The 18483-nt window shown below is 65.4% G+C and carries 19 protein-coding genes; 2 read left to right on the top strand and 17 right to left on the bottom strand.

Annotated features, from left to right (window positions below):
- Positions 1-14 precede the first annotated feature (14 nt).
- The 11 genes from J7U46_RS19410 to J7U46_RS19360 form a co-directional block, all read right to left on the bottom strand.
- On the bottom strand, positions 15-422 hold the full coding sequence (locus J7U46_RS19410; RefSeq protein ID WP_282828833.1) for a hypothetical protein: 408 nt from the start codon (positions 420-422) through the stop codon (positions 15-17).
- Between the two features lie 184 nt (positions 423-606).
- Positions 607-1278, bottom strand: a complete 672-nt coding sequence (locus J7U46_RS19405) for a hypothetical protein (RefSeq protein ID WP_282828831.1) — start codon at positions 1276-1278, stop codon at positions 607-609.
- 19 nt (positions 1279-1297) lie between these two features.
- Entirely contained in the window at positions 1298-1681 is a 384-nt protein-coding gene (locus J7U46_RS19400) for a hypothetical protein (protein ID WP_282828829.1), read from the bottom strand.
- A 66-nt stretch (positions 1682-1747) separates the two neighbouring features.
- Positions 1748-2101 (bottom strand): copper-binding protein, encoded by a 354-nt coding sequence (locus tag J7U46_RS19395; RefSeq protein ID WP_282828827.1) that lies wholly within the window; start codon positions 2099-2101, stop codon positions 1748-1750.
- A gap of 14 nt (positions 2102-2115) precedes the next feature.
- Entirely contained in the window at positions 2116-2616 is a 501-nt protein-coding gene (locus tag J7U46_RS19390; protein ID WP_282828825.1) for a DUF411 domain-containing protein, read from the bottom strand.
- Positions 2597-3121, bottom strand: coding sequence for a cupredoxin family protein (locus tag J7U46_RS19385; protein WP_282828823.1), 525 nt, complete (start codon positions 3119-3121; stop codon positions 2597-2599). Before J7U46_RS19385 ends, J7U46_RS19390 begins: the two co-directional genes overlap by 20 nt.
- 60 nt (positions 3122-3181) lie before the next feature.
- Positions 3182-4591 carry a copper oxidase gene (locus J7U46_RS19380; protein ID WP_282828821.1) on the bottom strand — a complete coding sequence of 470 codons (1410 nt, stop codon included), beginning with the start codon at positions 4589-4591 and terminating at the stop codon, positions 3182-3184.
- 17 nt (positions 4592-4608) lie between these two features.
- Positions 4609-6027, bottom strand: a complete 1419-nt coding sequence (locus J7U46_RS19375) for a TolC family protein (RefSeq protein ID WP_282828819.1) — start codon at positions 6025-6027, stop codon at positions 4609-4611.
- Positions 6028-6036: 9 nt separating this feature from the next.
- Complete coding sequence (locus J7U46_RS19370) at positions 6037-6405, bottom strand: hypothetical protein (RefSeq protein ID WP_282828817.1); 369 nt, start codon at positions 6403-6405, stop codon at positions 6037-6039.
- A gap of 116 nt (positions 6406-6521) precedes the next feature.
- Positions 6522-6944 carry a hypothetical protein gene (locus J7U46_RS19365; RefSeq protein ID WP_282828816.1) on the bottom strand — a complete coding sequence of 141 codons (423 nt, stop codon included), beginning with the start codon at positions 6942-6944 and terminating at the stop codon, positions 6522-6524.
- 27 nt (positions 6945-6971) lie between these two features.
- On the bottom strand, positions 6972-7226 hold the full coding sequence (locus J7U46_RS19360) for a heavy-metal-associated domain-containing protein (RefSeq protein WP_282828813.1): 255 nt from the start codon (positions 7224-7226) through the stop codon (positions 6972-6974).
- A gap of 181 nt (positions 7227-7407) precedes the next feature.
- Between J7U46_RS19360 and J7U46_RS19355 the strand changes: the two genes are divergently transcribed.
- Positions 7408-9609 (top strand): heavy metal translocating P-type ATPase, encoded by a 2202-nt coding sequence (locus J7U46_RS19355; protein ID WP_282828811.1) that lies wholly within the window; start codon positions 7408-7410, stop codon positions 9607-9609.
- Positions 9610-9650: 41 nt separating this feature from the next.
- Positions 9651-10124 carry a Cu(I)-responsive transcriptional regulator gene (gene cueR, locus J7U46_RS19350; protein ID WP_282829152.1) on the top strand — a complete coding sequence of 158 codons (474 nt, stop codon included), beginning with the start codon at positions 9651-9653 and terminating at the stop codon, positions 10122-10124.
- A 10-nt stretch (positions 10125-10134) separates the two neighbouring features.
- On the opposite strand, the gene J7U46_RS19345 is transcribed toward cueR, so the two are convergent.
- The 6 genes from J7U46_RS19345 to J7U46_RS19320 form a co-directional block, all read right to left on the bottom strand.
- Positions 10135-11208, bottom strand: coding sequence for a DMT family transporter (locus J7U46_RS19345; RefSeq protein ID WP_282828809.1), 1074 nt, complete (start codon positions 11206-11208; stop codon positions 10135-10137).
- A gap of 96 nt (positions 11209-11304) precedes the next feature.
- On the bottom strand, positions 11305-12165 hold the full coding sequence (locus J7U46_RS19340) for a hypothetical protein (RefSeq protein WP_282828807.1): 861 nt from the start codon (positions 12163-12165) through the stop codon (positions 11305-11307).
- Between the two features lie 77 nt (positions 12166-12242).
- On the bottom strand, positions 12243-14063 hold the full coding sequence (locus tag J7U46_RS19335; protein ID WP_282828805.1) for a 2Fe-2S iron-sulfur cluster-binding protein: 1821 nt from the start codon (positions 14061-14063) through the stop codon (positions 12243-12245).
- Complete coding sequence (locus J7U46_RS19330) at positions 14060-14752, bottom strand: PepSY domain-containing protein (RefSeq protein ID WP_282828803.1); 693 nt, start codon at positions 14750-14752, stop codon at positions 14060-14062. The genes J7U46_RS19335 and J7U46_RS19330 overlap by 4 nt, the downstream gene beginning before the upstream one ends.
- A gap of 69 nt (positions 14753-14821) precedes the next feature.
- Entirely contained in the window at positions 14822-17527 is a 2706-nt protein-coding gene (locus tag J7U46_RS19325) for a TonB-dependent receptor (protein ID WP_282828801.1), read from the bottom strand.
- A 247-nt stretch (positions 17528-17774) separates the two neighbouring features.
- The gene (locus tag J7U46_RS19320) at positions 17775-18200 is read right to left on the bottom strand and encodes a hypothetical protein (RefSeq protein ID WP_282828799.1); all 426 of its coding nucleotides are present in this window, start codon (positions 18198-18200) and stop codon (positions 17775-17777) included.
- Positions 18201-18483: the final 283 nt, after the last annotated feature.

Raw genomic sequence — 18483 nt, 5'->3', positions numbered from 1 at the left:
CGAGCTCCGGTTGCCTACTTGCCCGTGGGGGCCGGGCTTGCCGGCATCCGGTCCATCATCATCTGCATCATGTCCATGCGCTGCTCCATGGCCTCCATGCGGGCCTTCGGATCGGCGGACATCTGCTTCATCACTCCCATGCCGGCCTGCATGGACTTCATGTGCTCGGCCATCAGCACCTGACGCTCTTCAGGCGTCTTGGCATTCATCATCTTCTGGTGCATGTCCTGCATGGCCTTCATCTTGGCGGCCATGTCGGCATTCTTCGCGGGTGCCGGCGTGGCCGCCTTGGCAGGCGCCTTCAGAGCCGAGGAGGCCGCGCCATCTGGATGGTGGGCCTGATGGTCTTGCTCTTTTGCCTGTGCCGACGCGGCTCCAGCGGCAAAGAAAAGGGAGGTCGCAATGGCAGCAAGCTTGAGCATCTTGGTCTCCAGAAGGGGCTGAAGAAGGATGCGCCGACAGCCGTCCAGCTGCCTTGAGGCAAATCAACAAGCCTGCCGCTCGCCTCGGGTCGGCCGGATGCCAACGCTTCTGCCAGGTGCCGCGCTCCATAAGAGAGCCATTGGCATCGCCCGATGCCCTCGCGACAGACGGCCTGCATGCGGGTCAGTGCCCGAAGTGGCCCATGCCCAGCAGGTGCAAGACGACAAGGTGCAGGATGAAGATCGCGCCAGCAAGTCCGATCACCTGGCTGCGACGCAGGGTGATGGTGATCGCTTGACGCGTCGGCTCAGCGTCTCTGGCGTCGGCTGTAGCGCGCCCCAAGGCACTGCCCTGGGTCCGTCGGCCGCGCTCGGTCATGCCTCGCGGCTTGTAGATCGAGAGTGCGGTGGGCAGGAGCAGGACCAACAGGCCGCTGCCCGCATGGAAGGCGAGTTGCATGCCGGCTTCTCGCAGCGCAGCGATGGGCAGGATTGGCTCGCGGGCCAGCGCCGCCGCCGTTGCGATGAGCGGCATCTTGGCCAGCAGCACAGCTGTTGCGAACGCTGTAAGCAGCAGCTTTGCGATGACCCAGTAATGCCGGAAGAAGCCCCAGTGAGTGCCCCATGACAGGAGCGCGCCAGTCAGCAATGCGGCCAGGGCCAGTGGCACGATTACAAGGCGCGCGAGCAGATCCATCGCGACATAGCAGCCACGCAGTAGCAGTGGCTCGAGCGTCTGAAGACCGACACAGGCCAGTGCCAGGAAGCAGGCGACGGCACCGATCAAGCCGACCGACGTGGCGACATGCACCATGAGCGCCAGCCTGCGCTGCTCCGGGGTCAAGTTGATCGGCATGTTCGGTGCTCCAGATGCTTCACCTTTGGAGCATAAGGCTCAAGTCGACGGGCTTGTCGGTCTTGTTCGACCACATCCAGCAGTAGCCCTGATCCACGGGGACAACCAGCTTGTCTTCCGCCACCGCTGTCGCGTCGAGCTTGATCGGGAACACCGCGGTCTTGCCCTCGTGATAGTGGATGTTGAAATTCATCGGCTGACTCGACTTGAACGACCAGGCAATCACCTGGCCCTTGTTCAGCTTGCCGCAGATTTCTGCGAATTTCCCGGGCGCCACGGTCATCGCCTTCTCGAAGTGCCCCGAGCCGTCCCAGTCAATGGGAACGAGTTCAGCCCTCGCTGCCCCCGAGGCGAACAGCATCGCCACGATCGTGCCGACGAGCGCGGTGTACTTGGTTTTCATCCTGGTCTCCTCTTGTGGGCGGCGCTTGCTCGGCCACGAGGGCCGAGCGAATGCACCGCGATTTGCTTACTTGCCGGCTCGCGCCAGCTCTGTCACGACAAAGCCCGAGGCGGTCTTCTCGACCACAAAGCGGACCTTGTCTCCCACCTTGACCTGGTCGACCATGGCCGGGTCCTTGACCTGGAACACCATCGTCATGCCAGGCATGTCCAGGTTCCTGATGTCGCCGTGCTTGATGGTGAGCTTCTTGTTGTCCTTGTCGATCTTCTTGATCTCGCCCTCAGTCATCTCTGCGGCGGATGCAGACGCGGCCGTGCCGTGCATCTTGCTGTGGTCCATGGCCTGGGCTGCGGCGGTGCCAGCGAGGCTTGCGCCGGCGACGATCAGGGAGGCCAGGGTCAGGGTCTTGATTGCGTTCATGGGTCGTTTCTCCTTCAACGGTAGGTTTGAAAAGTGCGTGCGCTGCCATCCTTGTTCAGCAGCAACACGTCGTAGGGATCCTTGCGCTGGCCATATTCCGGCCCGTCCATGCCCGGCGATCCAATCGGCATCGCAGGCACGGCCAGTCCAAGCGCTTCAGGTCGTTCACGCAATAGGCGCCAGATCTCGCGGGCCGGCACATGGCCCTCGACGGCATAGCCGCCAACCAAGGCCGTGTGGCACGAGCCGTACTTGATGGCTATGCCGAGTTGCCTGCGAGCGTCGGTATTGCCCGCATCACTGACCGACACCTGGAAGCCATTGACCTCCAGATGTTTGATCCAGTCCTTGCAGCAACCGCAGCTCGGACCTTTCCAGACCTGAACCCGGGTGGCCCGGTCGGTCGGCGGCGAACTCCGGGCGCCGGCAGCTGCGGCCAGCGCCAGCAAGGCGCCACCTGCCAGCAGATGGCGGCGCACCAACTCGGGCCGGCCCTCAGTGCTTGTGGTCTGCATGGCCGTCCGCCTTGGGCGCTGCGCCCTTCGCCGAGACCTTGACCGCCCCCTTCATGCCGGCGTCGTAATGGCCGGGCTGAAGGCAGGCAAAGTCGATCTTGCCGGCCTTGGTGAACTGCCACACGATCTCGCCCGACTTGCCCGGCGCGACAGTGACCATGTTCTCGTCGGCATGCTCCATCTCGGGGTTTTTCTTCATGAGCTCATAGTGCTCCTTGAGCTCCTTCTCGGTGCCCAGCACCATCTCGTGCTTGACCTGGCCCGAGTTCTTCACGACGAAGCGCACGGTCTCGCCCTGCTTGACCTCGACGCTCGAAGGCGTGAACCGCATGGCGTCGGTCATGTCGATCTGTACGGTGCGCGAGGCCTTGGCCGCGACGCCCGGCTTGCCGATGGCATCACTGTCGTGGCCGTGACCGCCCGGGTGATTGCCGCTTGCCAGCACGGAGGTCGAGGCGAACGCGAAGACCAGCGCTGAGAGCGTACGGTGGGATGTGAATTTCATGGATGAGTCCTCAGGAGTGCCGTCGATAGACGACAGGGTTGATTCAATGGAGTGAGAAGCTCAATGGCCGGAATGGCCGCTAGGCTTGCGGACGGTCACCTCGGCAGGCGGTGCCGGTGTCTTGCGCGGCATGGACTGGCCGCCCTCGGCGGCAAAGCGGGCCGGCTCCGGCAGCGGGCCGGTCCACTCGAACGCGACCTCGCCCTTGGGATGCTGGTACCAGCCCGGGTCGCTGTAGTCGCCGCGCTTCTGGTCCTTGCGAACCTTTAGGATCGAGAACATGCCACCCATCTCGACGCCGCCAAAAGGACCTTCGCCGGTCATCATCGGCAGCGTGTTGTCGGGCAGGGGCATCGTCATCTCGCCCATGTCGGCCATGCCGCGCTCGCCCATCACCATGTAGTCGGGCACGAGCTTGGTGATCTGCTTGGCCACCTGGCGGTGGTCGACGCCGATCATCGTGGGCACGTTGTGCCCCATCGCGTTCATCGTGTGGTGACTCTTGTGACAGTGGAAGGCCCAGTCGCCTTCCTCATCGGCAAGGAACTCGATCTGCCGCATCTGGCCGACGGCCACATCGGTCGTCACCTCCGGCCAACGGCCGGCCTTGGGCGTCGGACCGCCATCGGTGCCCGTGACCGTGAACTCATGGCCATGCACGTGGATCGGGTGGTTGGTCATCGTCAGGTTGCCGATGCGGATGCGCACCTTGTCGTTCTTGCGCACGTTCAAGGTGTCGATGCCCGGAAAGACGCGGCTGTTCCAGCACCAGAGGTTGAAGTCCGTCATCGTCATGATCTTGGGCGTCGCGGCGCCGGGATCGATGTCGAAGGCGTTCAACAGGAAGCAGAAGTCGCGGTCCACCTCGTCGATCAGCGGGTTCTTGACCTTGGGATGAGTGACCCAGAAGCCCATCATGCCCATGGCCATCTGCGTCATCTCGTCGGCATGCGGGTGGTACATGAAGGTGCCGGGCCGGCGCGCGACGAACTCGTAGACATAGGTCTTGCCAGGCTGGATGGACTTCTGCGTCAGGCCCGACACGCCGTCCATGCCGTTGGGCAGGCGCTGGCCGTGCCAGTGGATGCTGGTGTGCTCGGGCAGGCGGTTGGTGACGAAGACCCGCACGCGGTCACCCTCGACAACCTCGATGGTCGGTCCCGGCGACTGGCCGTTGTAGCCCCACAGGTGCGCCTTCATGCCCGGTGCGAGCTCGCGCACCACGGGTTCGGCCACCAGGTGGAACTCCTTGACGCCCTGGTTCATGCGCCAGGGCAGCGTCCAGCCGTTGAGCGTGACCACGGGGTTGTACGGTCGCCCCGTGTTCGGGACCAAGGGCGGCATGGTGTCCGACTTGGTCTGCAGCACCGGTTCCGGCAAGGCGGCCATCGCTACGCGGCTGACGGCACTGGCCGATACAGCAGCGGTCAAGGCGCCTGCGCCGCGGAAGAAATTGCGTCGTGAAAACATGTCACTGAACTCCTGAATCAATGCGCTGCCGCGCCACCGCCCGTGCCTGCCACCGAGGCAGAAGGGCCGCTGCCGCCCAGGCTGGGCTTGCCGACGAGCGCCATGTCGAGATCCGAGCGCGCGACCCAGAAGTCGCGCAGCGCCTCGATCGAACCGTTGACTGCGGCGATCTGCGCGCGGGCATCGGCCAGCAGTTCGAACACGCTGATGAACATGCCGTTGTAGAGCAGCACGTTCTCGTCGGACACGCGCTTGGCCGTGGGCACGATGTCGTCGCGATAGTGGCGCGCGATGTCGTAGGCCGAGCGGTAGCCCTGGTAGGCCTCGCGGACCTCGGACCGGGCATCCACCGCCGTCTTCGCGGCCCGGTGCACGCTCTGCATGTAGAGGCCCTCCGCCTTGGCGATGCGCGCGTCTCCCCAGTCGAACAGCGGAATCTCGACACTGAGCTCGTAGCCGGTCTGGCGCGGCGCCTCGTTCGAGGTGTTGCGCTGGTAGCCGAGCTCGAAAACGTTGATGAACCGTGTGACTTTGCTCAGCCCGAGGTACTTGGCAGTCGCCTCCACCGTGGTCTTGGCCGCCTGCACATCCAGGCGCGAAGCCATCGCGGTCTGCTCGATATCCGGCTGGTCCTGCGGTTCGGCGGGCAGTTCCGGCAGACGGCTGGGCAAGGTGTAGGCGGCCTGCGCACCCCAGAGACCCAGGAGCCGGGTCAGCCGCTCACGGGTCGAGACGCGTGCCGCGTCGGCCCGTGCAACATTCAGCACAGCCTCGGAAAAGAAGCCGTGTTGGCGCGCCTGCTGCAGCTTGGTCCAGTTACCGGCCTGGGCCAGTCGCTTCGCCATCTCGGCGCCCGCGTCGGCCGTGCCCCGGACGTCGCGCATGTAGCCCGCCATCTGCTCGGCCGCCACGGCCGCATAGAAGGCCTTGCGGGTCTCGGCGGCGAGCGAGAGCATCTCCATCGCCACGCTGCGCTGAACGGCGGCAAAGCGGCGGCTTTCGAGTTGGCGTGTCAGCGGCAGCGCCACCAGATGGCCGAGGTCGAACGAGAAGCCGCGCTCGATCTCGCGCTCGTCGCCGCGCCTGAGCTTGGTGATGCTGAACCCGGGGTTGGGCATGCGGCTGGCCTGCACCATCTCGGCTTCAGCCACGCCCAGCTCCTGGAGGCTGGCCTGGAGGCCGCGGTTGTTCAACAGGGCCATCTGCACCGCGGCATCGGCGGTCAGCGGCTTGGCCAGCAACTCGCTCACTCGCTGGTCGATGCTGTCGAGGTCCTTGTCCGTGGTTGCCGCTACGAGGCTGGCGCCGAGATGTGCCTTGGCTGCATCCTGGACAGGTGCAATGCCGCCATTGCCACTGAGGCTGGCACAGCCCGCCAGCAGCAGGGGCGCCGCCAGCAGCGTGAGGCGCATTGGCAATTTCTTGAAGGTTTTCATGCGGGGCCCTCAGTGATGCGCGTGACCGGCTGGCGTGCTCGCCGGCTTGGCGGGCGCTGACGCAGCGGGCGCGGCCGAAGCCGCCGGGAGCGGTGCGACCGCTTCGTCGGGCTGGCGCGCCTCCTTGGCGTAGGCGCGCCAGCCGCCGGCCTGCTGCACGGCCTTGTTGGCGTCCAGCCAGGAACCAAGCTCCACCTCGGCATTCGGGCGGTAGCTCTGGAAGGCGGAGCGGTAGACCAGCGCAGGGACCTGCGCCTTGGGGTTCATGGGATCGGGCCGCCGCGCTTCGGGCGCCGTCGATTGGGCGGACGCCAAGGGCGCCAGCCAGAAGGTCGTGGCCGCCAGGGCTAGCGCCACGCCAGATGCGATGGTGTTCATCGTGCTTCTCTCGTTGTGAACTGACAGGCTGCGGCCGGATCGCCGTGTCGAGACGACACGTCCGGTGCAGGTTCAGGAAACGGCAGCTGCGGCCTCGCGCGCGCAGCGCCGGTTCGTCAGGCGCGAGAGAAGCGTGGGGGGCGTTCGAGCCCGCCGACCATCACACGGTCGTGGGCGAACTTGACGGTAGCAACTTCGGGCAGATCGGGCTTCACCACGGCGAAGCTCACGATGCTGGTCATGATGGCGACGACGCTGCAGCAGGAAGAGCAGACGCTGCATTTGCCCGCATGCTTGGTCTGGGCGGAGGTCGCCTCGTCGCCCTGCTGCGCGGACATTCCATCCTGGGCCATCGAATGAGCCGAGGCGTCGTCATCGACCATGCCGGCATGGTCATGAGCGTGCCCTGCATGTTCGTCGAGCAGGCTGCTCTGATGATTGGCGGGACCGCAGAGCAGCATGGTCTGGGCGGCGTACCCTTGAATGGGCAACGCCATGGCCAGCAGCCATGCCAATGCGATCCGCCAGAACTTGCTCATGGTCAAAGTGTACGGGATGAACAGGCTTCAGCGGCAGCAGCACGAGCCCGATGAGTTCGCCGGCGCACAAGCGGCCGCGTCGGTCACGGCCACGGGCGTGTAGCCGGCCTCCTTGATTGCATCGCCAAGTTCGTCCGCATCCGCCTCAGTCGGCTCGATCTGGATGCAATGGGTGGCCAGGTCGATCTGAATGCGTGCGGCCGGGTCGACGGCCTTCAGCGCCTTGGTGATGGTGCTGACGCAATGGCCGCAAGTCATGTCGTTCACTTCAAAGGCAATCATCTTGGATCTCCGGTGGTTTCCTTGATCGGAACTCCACTGTCAGCCTTGACACCGTTGGAGGGTCAAGCGCTGATTTAAAAAACCCCCACACCGACCATGACCACCCACGCGAGCGCTTGACCTTCACCTCGTTGGAGGCTTGAGCATGCCGAAACCTGAACAAGCTGATTGGAGCGACGTCATGTCCACTTCCCTCGCGATGCCGGGCCGGCCGGCTACTTTTGATATGCAGGTCCTCGGCATGACCTGCGCATCCTGCGTAACCCAGGTCGAGAAGGCACTGCTGAAGGTGCCTGGCGTGTCGGCCGTGTCTGTGAATCTGGCGACCGAGCGAGCCACGGTCCAGGCGCTGACCACGGTCCAGGAGGCTGAGCTGGGGCAGGCTGTCGAGAAGGCGGGCTACCAGTCTCGTCCGGTCGAGCCCGCAACGGCGCTTCCTGCGCAACCCGCGCTGCCGGACTGGACTCCGGCCGTCATCGGCGCTGCGCTCACACTGCCACTGGTCGCCCCGATGCTGCTGCAGGTGTTTGGCATCAGTTGGACGCTGGACGGCTGGCTGCAACTCGCACTGGCCACGCCGGTGCAGTTCTGGCTCGGAGCCCGGTTCTACCGCGCGGGATGGAAGGCCGCACGAGCAGGCAGCGGCAACATGGATCTGCTGGTGGCGCTGGGCACCTCGGCCGCCTACGGCCTCTCGGTCTACCTGCTGCTGAAGCACGCCGAGCACGGCATGCCTCACCTCTACTTCGAGGCCTCGGCCGCCGTCGTCACCCTGGTTCTGCTGGGCAAGTGGCTGGAAGCGCGTGCCAAGCGCAGCACGACTGCGGCCCTGCAGGCACTCAACGCACTGCGCCCGGCCGTGGCGCGCGTGCTGCGAGGCGGCGTCGAAACCGAGGTGGCGGTGGGCCTGGTGCGCGTCGGCGACTTGGTGCTGGTGCGGCCGGGAGACCGCATTCCGGTCGATGGCGAGGTGGTCGAGGGCAGCAGCCATGTCAATGAATCGCTGATCACGGGCGAAAGCCTGCCCGTGGCCAAGTCGGCCGGCGACCGGGTCACGGGCGGCTCGGTCAATGCCGAGGGCGTGCTGCGCTTGAAGACTTCGGCCGTCGGCGCCGAGACCACCCTCGCTCGCATCATCCGCCTGGTCGAGAGCGCACAGGCGGCGAAGGCGCCGATCCAGCGCATCGTCGACCGGGTCAGCGCGGTCTTCGTTCCGGTAGTGCTCGGCATCGCCCTACTCACACTGGTGGGCTGGGTAGCCGCCACGGGCGATTGGGAGCAGGCGCTGGTGAACGCGGTGGCCGTGCTGGTCATCGCCTGCCCCTGTGCGCTGGGCCTGGCCACGCCGACCGCCATCATGGCCGGCACCGGCGTCGCCGCGCAGCACGGCGTCTTGATCAAGGACGCACAGGCGCTCGAGCTGGCCCATGCGGTCGACACCGTGGTGTTCGACAAGACAGGCACCCTGACCGAGGGCCGGCCGGTGCTGGTTGCTGTCCACGCTGCAGCAGGCTTCCAGAACACCGAGGTGCTTGCGCTCTCCGCCGCCCTGCAGAAGACCAGTGAGCATCCGCTGGCGCGAGCCATCATGGACAAGGTGCGCGACGAGCGCTTGCCTGTCCCCGAGGCGCGGGCTGCACGAGCACTGCCCGGGCGTGGCCTCGAAGCCATCGCTCGCGGCCAGCGGCTCACCTTGGGGAGCAGCCGGCTGCTGCGTGAACTAGGTCTTGAACGGGGTCCGCTGTCCGAGCACGCACAGCGTCTGGAGGCCCAGGGCTGCAGCATCTCCTGGCTGACGCAGGAAACCGAGCAGGGGCAGATGTTGATGGGCCTGCTCGCCTTTGGCGACGCACCAAAGGCATCGGCACAGGAGGCTGTCGAGCATCTGCATGAGCTGGGCATCGAGACCGTGCTGCTGACCGGCGACACCCGCGGCAGCGCCATGGCGGTCGGCAAGGCGCTGGGCATCGCCCAGATCCATGCGGAGGTGCTGCCGGCAGACAAGGCCGCGGTCGTGGAGCAGCTTCGCGCCTCGGGCAAGACCGTGGCCATGGTCGGCGACGGCATCAACGATGCACCGGCGCTGGCCGCGGCCGACGTGGGTATCGCGATGGCAACCGGCACCGACGTGGCCATGGAGGCGGCAGGCATCACGCTGATGCGCGGCGACCCCCAGTTGGTCGCGGCTTCGCTGGACATCTCGCGCCGCACTTATGCCACGATCAAGCGCGGGCTGTTTTGGGCCTTCATCTATAACCTCGTCGGTGTGCCGCTGGCGGCTTTCGGGCTCTTGAACCCGATGCTGGCCGGTGCGGCCATGGCCTTCAGCAGCGTGAGCGTGGTGGGCAACGCCCTGCTGCTGCGCCGCTGGAAGGCCCGGTGAACGAGTGTGTCAGCGCGAACAGGAGCATTTCAATGGAAGACATGAACATCGGCCAAGCCGCCGAGGCCTCGGGGGTCTCGGCCAAGATGATCCGCCACTACGAGCAGGTCGGCCTGCTGCCGGCGGCCCGGCGCACGGAGTCGGGCTACCGGCAGTACGGCAGCAACGAAGTGAACACGCTGCGCTTCATTCGTCAGGCCCGAGACCTGGGCTTCTCGATTGCTGAAATCGGCGAACTGGTGGGCCTGTGGCAGAACCGGCGCCGCCCGAGCCGCGTCGTCAAGGCCATGGCCGAGGCGCACATCGAGGCACTGGATGCCAAGGCCAGGGAGTTGCTCGCCATGAAGGCAACGCTGGAACACCTGGTTCATTGCTGCCATGGCGACGAGCGGCCGGAGTGCCCGATCCTGGACAACCTTGCCGGTCTGGACGACGCTGCGGGGCATGCCCATCACCAGGCCCCGGCCCCGACGAGCGCCCGAGCAGGCCTGCGCAAACGCACGCAGTTTTCCTAGACCCCGCCGGCTAGTGTCTGTGCGCGTGGTGCACGTCAGGCACATGCGCGTGGCTGTGCCGGATCGGCTCATGGTGGTGTCGATGGCTGTGGGGCCCGACAGGCATCGGATCATGCCCATGGTCGTGGTGGCCGTCGTCGTGCGTGTGGGCGTGCTCATGCTCCAGCGCCTCGTGCTCATGCTCGTGAGCATGCGATTCAGCCAGATGCACCACGACGCCGACCAGCATCAACAGCCCCCCGAACACCAGGCCCCAGCTAGCTGAACGGTCACCGAGCAGCAGTGCCACGGCGGCGCCGATGAAGGGAGCAAAGGCGAACACCGATCCGGTTCGAGCCGCGCCGAAGGACCGCTGCGCCAGCAGGTAAAAGCGCAGGCTCAGACCATAACCGGTCGCACCAACTGCCAACAAGCCCGCCGCGGGGCCGAGTCCAGGCAGCACTTCGCCGCTTATAACTGCCAGACTCAGGGTCGCGAAGGCCCCCAGCGTCGCTTTGACCAATACGATCTGACCTGGGTCACGCTCCGCCAGCGACCGGGACAGAGCGTTGTCCATGCCCCAGGCCGCCGTCGCCGCCATCACGGCCAGCAATCCCCAGAACTGGTCGGTACCGCTCAGCCCCTGCTCGAGTACCAGGACTGCGCCGCCAGTCAACAGCAAGAACACTGCGGTCCAGACCCGTCGGCCCAGGCCTTCGCCATAGAGTCGCCAGGCCAGCAAGGCGGTGAACAGGGCCTCCAGCGTGAGCATCAGCGATGCCCCACTCCCGCTGCTGCGCTGCAAGCCCCATACCAATGCAACGGGGCCGACGACGGCGCCAAAGAGAGCCATGGCCAGCAATCTGGGCAGGTCCGAGCGCATGATGCGCGCCTCCCTTTCCACAGGTTGGCGAAGCAGTCCACCGACCAGGGCCGCACCGGCGTACAGCAGGGCGGCCGTCGTGAACAGACCCAGGCCTCGCCCCAACGTCTGGACCAGCGGCGTGCTGATACCGAACAAGGTGGCAGCCAGAATGGCCAGCACTCCGCCCCTGAGCGCCGGATAGCGGGAGGTAGCTGGAACCTGCATCAGATGTCGATTCATGAGGTTTTATGCCGCAGCTCGCCAGCGCTGGGCCTTGGCGCCGCCATGGTGCCTGCAACGAGACAATCCGGCGCGCCATTGGCGCGTCCCGAATGCTCAACGCGGTTGCTGCTGGAGCATGCGGGCAAGGTCCGCTCGCTCATTGCCATCCAGCAATTCCACGTAGGGGCGTTCCCAAGGCCGCTCAACATGGTTCGCCATCAATCGATTGATCGCATTCACCACCGCACGCCCCGTGTCGGTACGGCTGCACATCGCGTAGGTGACCACCAGTGCCGAGGGCCCTGCCACTTCGAAACTGCGCGTCGGCGTGCGAGGCAGGCTGGGATCGTTGTCGACGAGCCCGCGCAAGGCGGCAGGTTCGGAAATGATCCAGTCGGTGTGGCGAGCCATCAGCATCCGGCTGGGCGTGTCGTAGTGGGAGACGCGCTGAATGTCGGCGGCCCCGGACAACACCGGGTCGATCAAGGGCCCGTAGTTGCGACGGATGGTCACCGCGCCCAGCAGCTTGCGGTCGCCCACGAGTGAACGCAGCTGAACCTGCCCCTTGTCGTTCAGGTGAGGCTTCAGCAGCGCCTGGCGATCAGCCCTGATGATGACGCGGCTGGGCAAACGATGCAGGACCGCGTCGCTGAACAGCGCTGTCGCCTCGCGCTGTGGCGTGCGCAACGCATTCGCATAGCAGTAGGTCTCGCCACCGGCGGCAACCAACTGCTCGATGCGTGCGACGCTGGCGGTGTCCTGTCGGTGAAGAAAGCCAGGCAGGCGTTCGACGAGCCAGCGTCGCGCCTGCTCGCCGGGAGCAGGCGCCTGGATGTTCGATTCGACGACGCCAGAGGCCGCCCGCTTCGGTGAGCCCTCCAGAGACAACCAGCCCACCCGGGCTTTGGCTCCTGCAGGGACTGACAGGCAGACGAAAGCAATGGCAATCAGGAACAGACGGCAAGGCAGCGGCATGGGCTCGACGGCAAGGGCGTGCGGGCAAACTATGGCATGTCGCTGCAGCCGGCTGCACGCTGGCCGCACGCCCCGTTTCAGATCTTGAAGTCGTCGAAAGCTACCCGATCATCCTGCACACCCAGTTGCTTCAGCATCGCCCGGGTGGCAGCCAGCATAGGCGGCGGGCCGCAGAGGTAGAAGTCGCATGCCTGGATATCGGGATGGTCCTTGAGCAGGCCTTCGCGGGCCGCTTCGTGAACCAGCCCCGTCGCTGCTGCGCCGTCGCGCTGGTCGGACAGCACCAGTTGCCAGCTGAAGTTCTGGAAGCGCTCCGCCAGCGCGTTCATCTCATCGACATAGGGCGCATCCACGGCCGTACGGGCGCCGTACCAGAAATGGATGGGCTCGCCCGCACCCGACTCCAGCAGATCGCGGATCATCGCCCGCAGCGGCGCCATGCCGGCGCCACCGCCGATGAAGATCTTTTCGCGCTCACCGTGCTGGATGGCGAAGTCGCCGAAGGGCCCGCTGTACTGCAGCTTGTCGCCGGCCTTGAGCCCGAACACATAGGCCGACCCCTTGCCCGGCGGATGGTTCTTGCCCCCCTGCTTGCCATGGCAGAAGCGAACCAGCAGCGTCAGGCGCCCGTCGGTCTGCTGCACCGGCGCTGACAGGGAATACGAGCGGCGCAGCAGCGCGCCACTGGTCCATTGCGTCGGCAGATGCAGGCCTGCCCATGCCGAGCGGTGATCCTCGGGTGCGTCGATCTGGTGCTTGCCCATCTTGTAGGCAGGCACATGGACCTGGATGAAGGAGCCAGGGCGGTATTCAGGGCCGGGCTTTTCCTTGGGCAGCAGCACGACCTCACGCAAGAAGGGTGAGAGCGCACGGACGCTTTCGACTTCGGCATCGTGGATCGCACCGAGATCGGCGCCACCACGCACCTCGATGTCGAGGTTGCGGTCCAGCATCAGGTTGCAGGCCAATCGGCAGCCGGCTTCGATGCGGGACGGCGACAGCAGCGCTCGGTCAGCGGAAGTGGCCGCTGGTGCCGAGCCCCGCACGCGGACCTCGCAGAGGCCGCAGCTCTGGCCGCCACCGCAGTTGGACGGCAGCTGCAGCCCTTGCTGCGCCAGTGCCACGAAGACCGAGTCGCCCGCATGGGCGCGCAGGCTTCGCAGCTTGCTGCCGTCCGGCGCATGGACCATCAGCGCACGGGTGCCGCGCCAGCGCTTGGGGATGAACTCGGCCAGGCTGAAACTGGTGAACAGCAGCCAGATGCCGCTCAGGGCCAGCCAGAAGCCGCCCACCGCGGCGCTGACGACCAGCGGGTTGTTGAAGTCCTGGCGGCCGCTGTAGTCCATGATGTGCAGCATCCAGAACACGTCGAACAGGCGCCAGGTGCTGTTGCGATGCTCGAGCACGTCGCCCTGCAGCGACAGATAGACGGTGGTGTCCGCCTCGTCGGAGAAGTCGACCCGCCAGACCTTGCCTTCGTGGGCGCGCGTCTCCAGCGAGCGATCGACCAGCTCGGCCTTGATCGCCTTGCCCGGGCCTCGGTAGGAGGCCTCGGCAAGCCGCTGCGCCAGCGCCGCATCCAGTTCGATGCGTTCACCGCTGCGAGCGTCGATCAGGCGCGTGGCTTTCTCGCTGGCCAGCCGGTAGATCGGCCGGTCGACAAGCCAGCCGGTCGAGATGACCTGGGCCGGTTCACGCGAGGCAGCCAGCAGCGGGCTCACCAGCTGGGCTTCGGCCGGCCAGGGCTGCTTGGCGGCCGCAGGCGCGCGGAACTCGCGCCCGCGCACCTTCTCCGCGTCCAGCAGGCTCATGACGAAGCCGCTGCACATCCACAGCACCAACTGCAGGCCGATCAGCAGACCGATCCATTTGTGAATCTTGCGCATCCAGGGAGTCATGCCTGGGCCCTCCGCCGGAAGCTGTAGAAGACCAGCCAGGCGCCGCTCAGCGCGAACAGCAGGCCGGCGCCGGCTGCGACGCGCAGCAGGCTGTTGTTGACGTCGTCTCGGGTGTCGTAGTCCATGATGTGGAACATCCACAGGAAGTCGAACCAGCGCCACAGGTCGTGACGCCGTGCGAGCAGGTCGCCGGTATCCGGCGAGAAGTACAGCGTCGAGTTGGCGCGGTCGTCGAAGCGGACCGCCCACATCGGCACCGGCCGCTTGGCCACTTCCTGGGGCGCCTGCGTGATCCAGGTCACTTCGCGGATCTCGGCCTCGCCCTGGTAGATGTCCTTGGCGCGGGCAACGATCTGTTCGCGCGGCAGCGGGCTCAGCAGTGCACCGCTGCGGGCGTCGACCAGGCTGGCCTGCTTGCCTGTGCGCAGCTCGTAGACTTCCTTGCCGAGGAATTTCTTCAGCTTGAGGGACTCGAAGCCCGGACGCAGCTTCGCAAGTTGCTCGACGTCCAGCCGCTCGCTGCCGCGGTCCAGGGGCTCATCGAAGACATGGGCGAGATGGTCTCCATGGATGACATCCAGGGAGATGACGGTCATGTAGACGCCACTGAGCATCCAGAGCAAGGCCTGGACGCCGATGATGAGGCCGATCCATTTGTGGGCTCGGCGCACCCAGAAGGGTAGGTTCATAGCTTGTGTCTCACAGCATGTGATGCGCTCTGAAGGCACCGCAGGCCGAGCCTGCGGTGCCTCTGAGGCTTACCAGCGATAGCCGGCGCGAAGGTGCCAACGACGACCTTGCAGGTCATAGGTCATCGTGTCGGTGTTCGCGTCGGTGTAGGACTTGATGAACGGCGCCTTCTTGTCGAACAGATTGTCGACGCCGATCGCGAAGTCCAGCTGCTTGCTGTAGGCGTACTTCAGCTGAGCTGAGTGGTAGGTGATGGCAGGTGCCTTGGCGCCGATGTCGGTCGCCGCAGCGTTGATGTCGTCGGCCGAACCGATGTACTGCAGCGTGTATGAACCCGACCAGGGGCCCTTGGCCATCGTCAGCGAGCTGAGCGAACGCCACTGGGTGTAGCTGCCACGACCGCCGGTGATCTTGCCGGTGTAGTCGATGGCCGCAGCACCCGGGAACGGACGCACCTGGTAGTTCTTCAGGTGCGACAGCTCAGCGCTCAACGTGGTCGTGAAGCCAGCCAGGTTGAACTCGTACAGCGCGCCGACGTCGATGCCGGAGATCTTCTCGTCCGCCGCGTTGACGGGCTGCGATGACAGGAAGTCGATCTCACCCGTGGTCTTGTTGCGGGTGAAGCTGGACGGGCTACAGAAGATGTGCGCCAAGCCAGGCGTGTTGTAGCAGGTGGCCAGCTTGGTCGAGCCTGCAACACTCTGGATCGCGTTGGTGATCTTGATGCTGTAGTAGTCCAGCGTCAGGGTAAGCATCTTCGACGGAGTCCAGACCGCACCGGCCGTGATCGTCTTTGCGTCCTCGGGCTCCAACTTGGGGTTGCCACCCACCGTGGTCAGGATGGTGTTGCCCAGTTGTTTGAAACCAGCTGGCACGCCGGCGGCCTTGCAATTCTGCGACACGATGGATGTGGTCGGCAGCGTGCTCCAGTTGCTGCACGGGTCCGTAGTCGTCAGGTTGCCCTCGGACACGCCGCCGTACAGCTCGGGAATGTTGGGCACGCGGAAGGCCGACGAGACGTTGCCGCGCAGCTTGAGGCTGGGCACGAGCTGCCAGTCCAAGCCCGCCTTGTAGGTGCTCTTCGAGCCGAACATGCTGTAGTCGGAATAGCGGGCCGCTGTGTTGAACTGCAGCGACTCGACGAATGGCAGCTTCTTCAGCAGCGGCACGGCCAGCTCGGCATAGACCTCGCGGGCGTTGTACGAACCAGCGATCGGGTCGGCCTTGTTCGTGTTGGCGATGCCGAGCACGGTCAGGTTGTCCGGATTGCGCCAGCCGCTCTCCTTGCGTGCCTCGGCGCCAGCTGCGAAGCCGACCGGGCCGGCCGGCAGTGTGAAGAGCTCGCCGCTGATGTTGGCGCTGACGCCCTTCTGGTCGTTGCCACCGGTGTCGCGCGTGGTTGCCATGATGTAGCGCAGCACCTCGGGTGTGACATTGCCGTAGCCGAGGTAGTTGCCGCAGGGAATGGCAGCGCCGGGAGCCGTGCTGCATTTTGTGCGATCCAGCGTCAGATCCACGCGGTCCAGATTGGCCACGTTGGTCGTGCCATCCATGCCGGTGTTGCGGCCCCAGTTCACGGCCGCGGACCAGTCCCAGTTGTTGGCGATGCTGCCCTTGACACCGGCAACGACGCGGAAGATGTTGGACTCCTGCGAGAAGGTGCGCGTTCCACCTTCCTCGAGCCGGCGCCGCTCCAGCACCAGGCTCTGCCCGGTCGGGTTGGTCGGGTGGTTCGCTGCAATGTTGATCGGTCGATAGACGCCGAGGGAGCCCGGCGTGGCCAACTGGTTCGACTCGCGGTGCGAGAACAGCATCTCGGTGAACAGCTGGGCGTTCTCGCTCACGTTCAGAGTACCGAAGGCGCTCAGCCCCAAGCGCTTGATCGGGTTGACCGCATTCAGCGCAGGGTTGCTGTTGTAGTTGTGCTTGGTGGCCGAATAGGTTTCGTAGGCAGCGCCGCTGCCGGGCGTCTGGTTGAAGTTGATCCGCGTGCCATCGGCTAGGCGCGCACGGCCACCGATGGTGGCGGAGCTACCCACGCATTCCAGCTTGCCGTTCACTTCGCCGAGGCCGCAGGGTGCGCGCGTCGCCATGTTGATGGTCCCGCTCTCGGAATAGTTGATACCGGCGACCAGGGAGCCGCCAGTGGCCTGCAGGCCCCAGGACAGGTCAACGGCGGTCTCGTCTCCATCGCCGCGCGAGGTCTCGCCATAGCGCACCGAGGCTTCGCCACCCTTCAGACCGGTCTTGGTGATGATGTTGACCACGCCGGCGACGGCATCGGCGCCATAGATGGCAGAGGCACCGTCCTTCAGCACCTCGACCCGCTCGATCATCGCGACCGGGATCATGTTCAGGTCGACCGAGCTGTTGGCACCGGTGCCGCCGTTGACGACGCGACGACCGTTCAAGAGCACCAGGGTCCGGTTGATGCCCAGGCCGCGCAGGTTCACCTGTGTGGTGCCGTAGCCGTTGCCGGTCCAGTAGGCGTTGGTCTGGTTGCCGGCGCCGCCAGCCGAGGCCGGCAGGCGCTGCAGCAGGGTCTCGGCCGAGATGGCGCCGGTGCGCTGGATAGCCTCGGCGTCGATGACGGTGACAGGGCCGACGCCCGAGATCTGGGCCTGTTTCAGGTTGATGCGGCTGCCGGTGATCTGGACCTTGTCGAGCGTGGATGCTTGGCCAGCAGCGGCTTCAGGCGCCTGTTGAGCAATGGCATTGTTGACGAGAAGCAGAACGGCCGCGGCGACCGCAGTTTGCGAGAGATTCTTAGACATCATGTACATCCAGTTGGGTGCCGCGCGCTGCCGACCGATCGGCGGGCTGAACACGAACTCAAAGCACCTTCGAACCAATTGTTCGTTGGCGAGCACATGAAGTGGGACGGGGAGGTGCTGCCGCTGCAGGCAGCTGGAAATTCAATAGAATCGGCCCGTCGACCCAGACATGTGACTCAGCCAATCCCATGCCGGACCGGTCGGACATGCGCAATCGCACATGCCGCCGGCCAGCGGTAATGCTGAGTCAGATGGTTCGAGGGGGACGTTCCTGCCCCGCGAGCAGAAACTCCGCGCGCGGCCCGTTACGCTCGGGCAGCGGCGAAATGGCGACCGGGCGGACATGCGTTCCGAGGTCGGCGGTGGCAGCGATCGAGGCACAGGTGCCGCAGCTGGCGCATTGACTGCAAGGCGTTCCGTCGCAGCACGGCTCGGCCTGGGGGTCGGTCGGGACGGCTTTCTTGCTTGCCTTCGCCTTCACCTGAGCGACCCGGGTGTGAGATCCCGAGACCACGGCGTGCTTTGCAGCAGTCGTCGCCGCCTTGGTCAGCAGCCCACGATCCTGGGCCTTGGCCACCGACACCGTCGGGCACAGCATTGACGTGGCAATGGAAGCAGTCGCCGGCACCAGCACAGCGAGCAGAACCAACAGCCAAAAGCCGACGAGTTTCATGCAACAGGCGAGAAATGATGTTGCATTGCATCAAGTCTCATCGGGGCTGTCTAGTTAGGGAGTTCCCCGGAGGGGTTGGCCATTGGACGTTTGGACCCCTACGTTGCTTGGCAGTCAGCAGTGGGCCAAGAAGCGGGCGTTGGCAGTGAAGTTTGGAGCGGCTGCAATCAGCCTGAAGCGGCCTTCGTCTTGTTGAAGTCGGCTTTGCAGCGGATGCCGTCGGTCGATTCCGGCGGTTGTGTTAACGGTTTCGGCTGGATACCGGTCATTGCCAGGCACGTGT

Source organism: Pelomonas sp. V22 (assembly GCF_030014915.1).
GTDB lineage: Bacteria > Pseudomonadota > Gammaproteobacteria > Burkholderiales > Burkholderiaceae_C > JAUASW01.
The sequence above is the reverse complement of the archived record's forward strand: the minus strand, read 5'-3'. Positions and strand labels throughout refer to the sequence as shown.

What these genes read in the sequence shown, in the direction of transcription:
- J7U46_RS19410 (WP_282828833.1), bottom strand. Translation starts at nt 422, where the DNA reads ATGCTCAAGCTTGCTGCCATTGCGACCTCCCTTTTCTTTGCCGCTGGA.
- J7U46_RS19405 (WP_282828831.1), bottom strand. Translation starts at nt 1,278, where the DNA reads ATGCCGATCAACTTGACCCCGGAGCAGCGCAGGCTGGCGCTCATGGTG.
- J7U46_RS19400 (WP_282828829.1), bottom strand. Translation starts at nt 1,681, where the DNA reads ATGAAAACCAAGTACACCGCGCTCGTCGGCACGATCGTGGCGATGCTG.
- J7U46_RS19395 (WP_282828827.1), bottom strand. Translation starts at nt 2,101, where the DNA reads ATGAACGCAATCAAGACCCTGACCCTGGCCTCCCTGATCGTCGCCGGC.
- J7U46_RS19390 (WP_282828825.1), bottom strand. Translation starts at nt 2,616, where the DNA reads ATGCAGACCACAAGCACTGAGGGCCGGCCCGAGTTGGTGCGCCGCCAT.
- J7U46_RS19385 (WP_282828823.1), bottom strand. Translation starts at nt 3,121, where the DNA reads ATGAAATTCACATCCCACCGTACGCTCTCAGCGCTGGTCTTCGCGTTC.
- J7U46_RS19380 (WP_282828821.1), bottom strand. Translation starts at nt 4,591, where the DNA reads ATGTTTTCACGACGCAATTTCTTCCGCGGCGCAGGCGCCTTGACCGCT.
- J7U46_RS19375 (WP_282828819.1), bottom strand. Translation starts at nt 6,027, where the DNA reads ATGAAAACCTTCAAGAAATTGCCAATGCGCCTCACGCTGCTGGCGGCG.
- J7U46_RS19370 (WP_282828817.1), bottom strand. Translation starts at nt 6,405, where the DNA reads ATGAACACCATCGCATCTGGCGTGGCGCTAGCCCTGGCGGCCACGACC.
- J7U46_RS19365 (WP_282828816.1), bottom strand. Translation starts at nt 6,944, where the DNA reads ATGAGCAAGTTCTGGCGGATCGCATTGGCATGGCTGCTGGCCATGGCG.
- J7U46_RS19360 (WP_282828813.1), bottom strand. Translation starts at nt 7,226, where the DNA reads ATGATTGCCTTTGAAGTGAACGACATGACTTGCGGCCATTGCGTCAGC.
- J7U46_RS19355 (WP_282828811.1), top strand. Translation starts at nt 7,408, where the DNA reads ATGTCCACTTCCCTCGCGATGCCGGGCCGGCCGGCTACTTTTGATATG.
- cueR (WP_282829152.1), top strand. Translation starts at nt 9,651, where the DNA reads ATGAACATCGGCCAAGCCGCCGAGGCCTCGGGGGTCTCGGCCAAGATG.
- J7U46_RS19345 (WP_282828809.1), bottom strand. Translation starts at nt 11,208, where the DNA reads ATGAATCGACATCTGATGCAGGTTCCAGCTACCTCCCGCTATCCGGCG.
- J7U46_RS19340 (WP_282828807.1), bottom strand. Translation starts at nt 12,165, where the DNA reads ATGCCGCTGCCTTGCCGTCTGTTCCTGATTGCCATTGCTTTCGTCTGC.
- J7U46_RS19335 (WP_282828805.1), bottom strand. Translation starts at nt 14,063, where the DNA reads ATGACTCCCTGGATGCGCAAGATTCACAAATGGATCGGTCTGCTGATC.
- J7U46_RS19330 (WP_282828803.1), bottom strand. Translation starts at nt 14,752, where the DNA reads ATGAACCTACCCTTCTGGGTGCGCCGAGCCCACAAATGGATCGGCCTC.
- J7U46_RS19325 (WP_282828801.1), bottom strand. Translation starts at nt 17,527, where the DNA reads ATGTCTAAGAATCTCTCGCAAACTGCGGTCGCCGCGGCCGTTCTGCTT.
- J7U46_RS19320 (WP_282828799.1), bottom strand. Translation starts at nt 18,200, where the DNA reads ATGAAACTCGTCGGCTTTTGGCTGTTGGTTCTGCTCGCTGTGCTGGTG.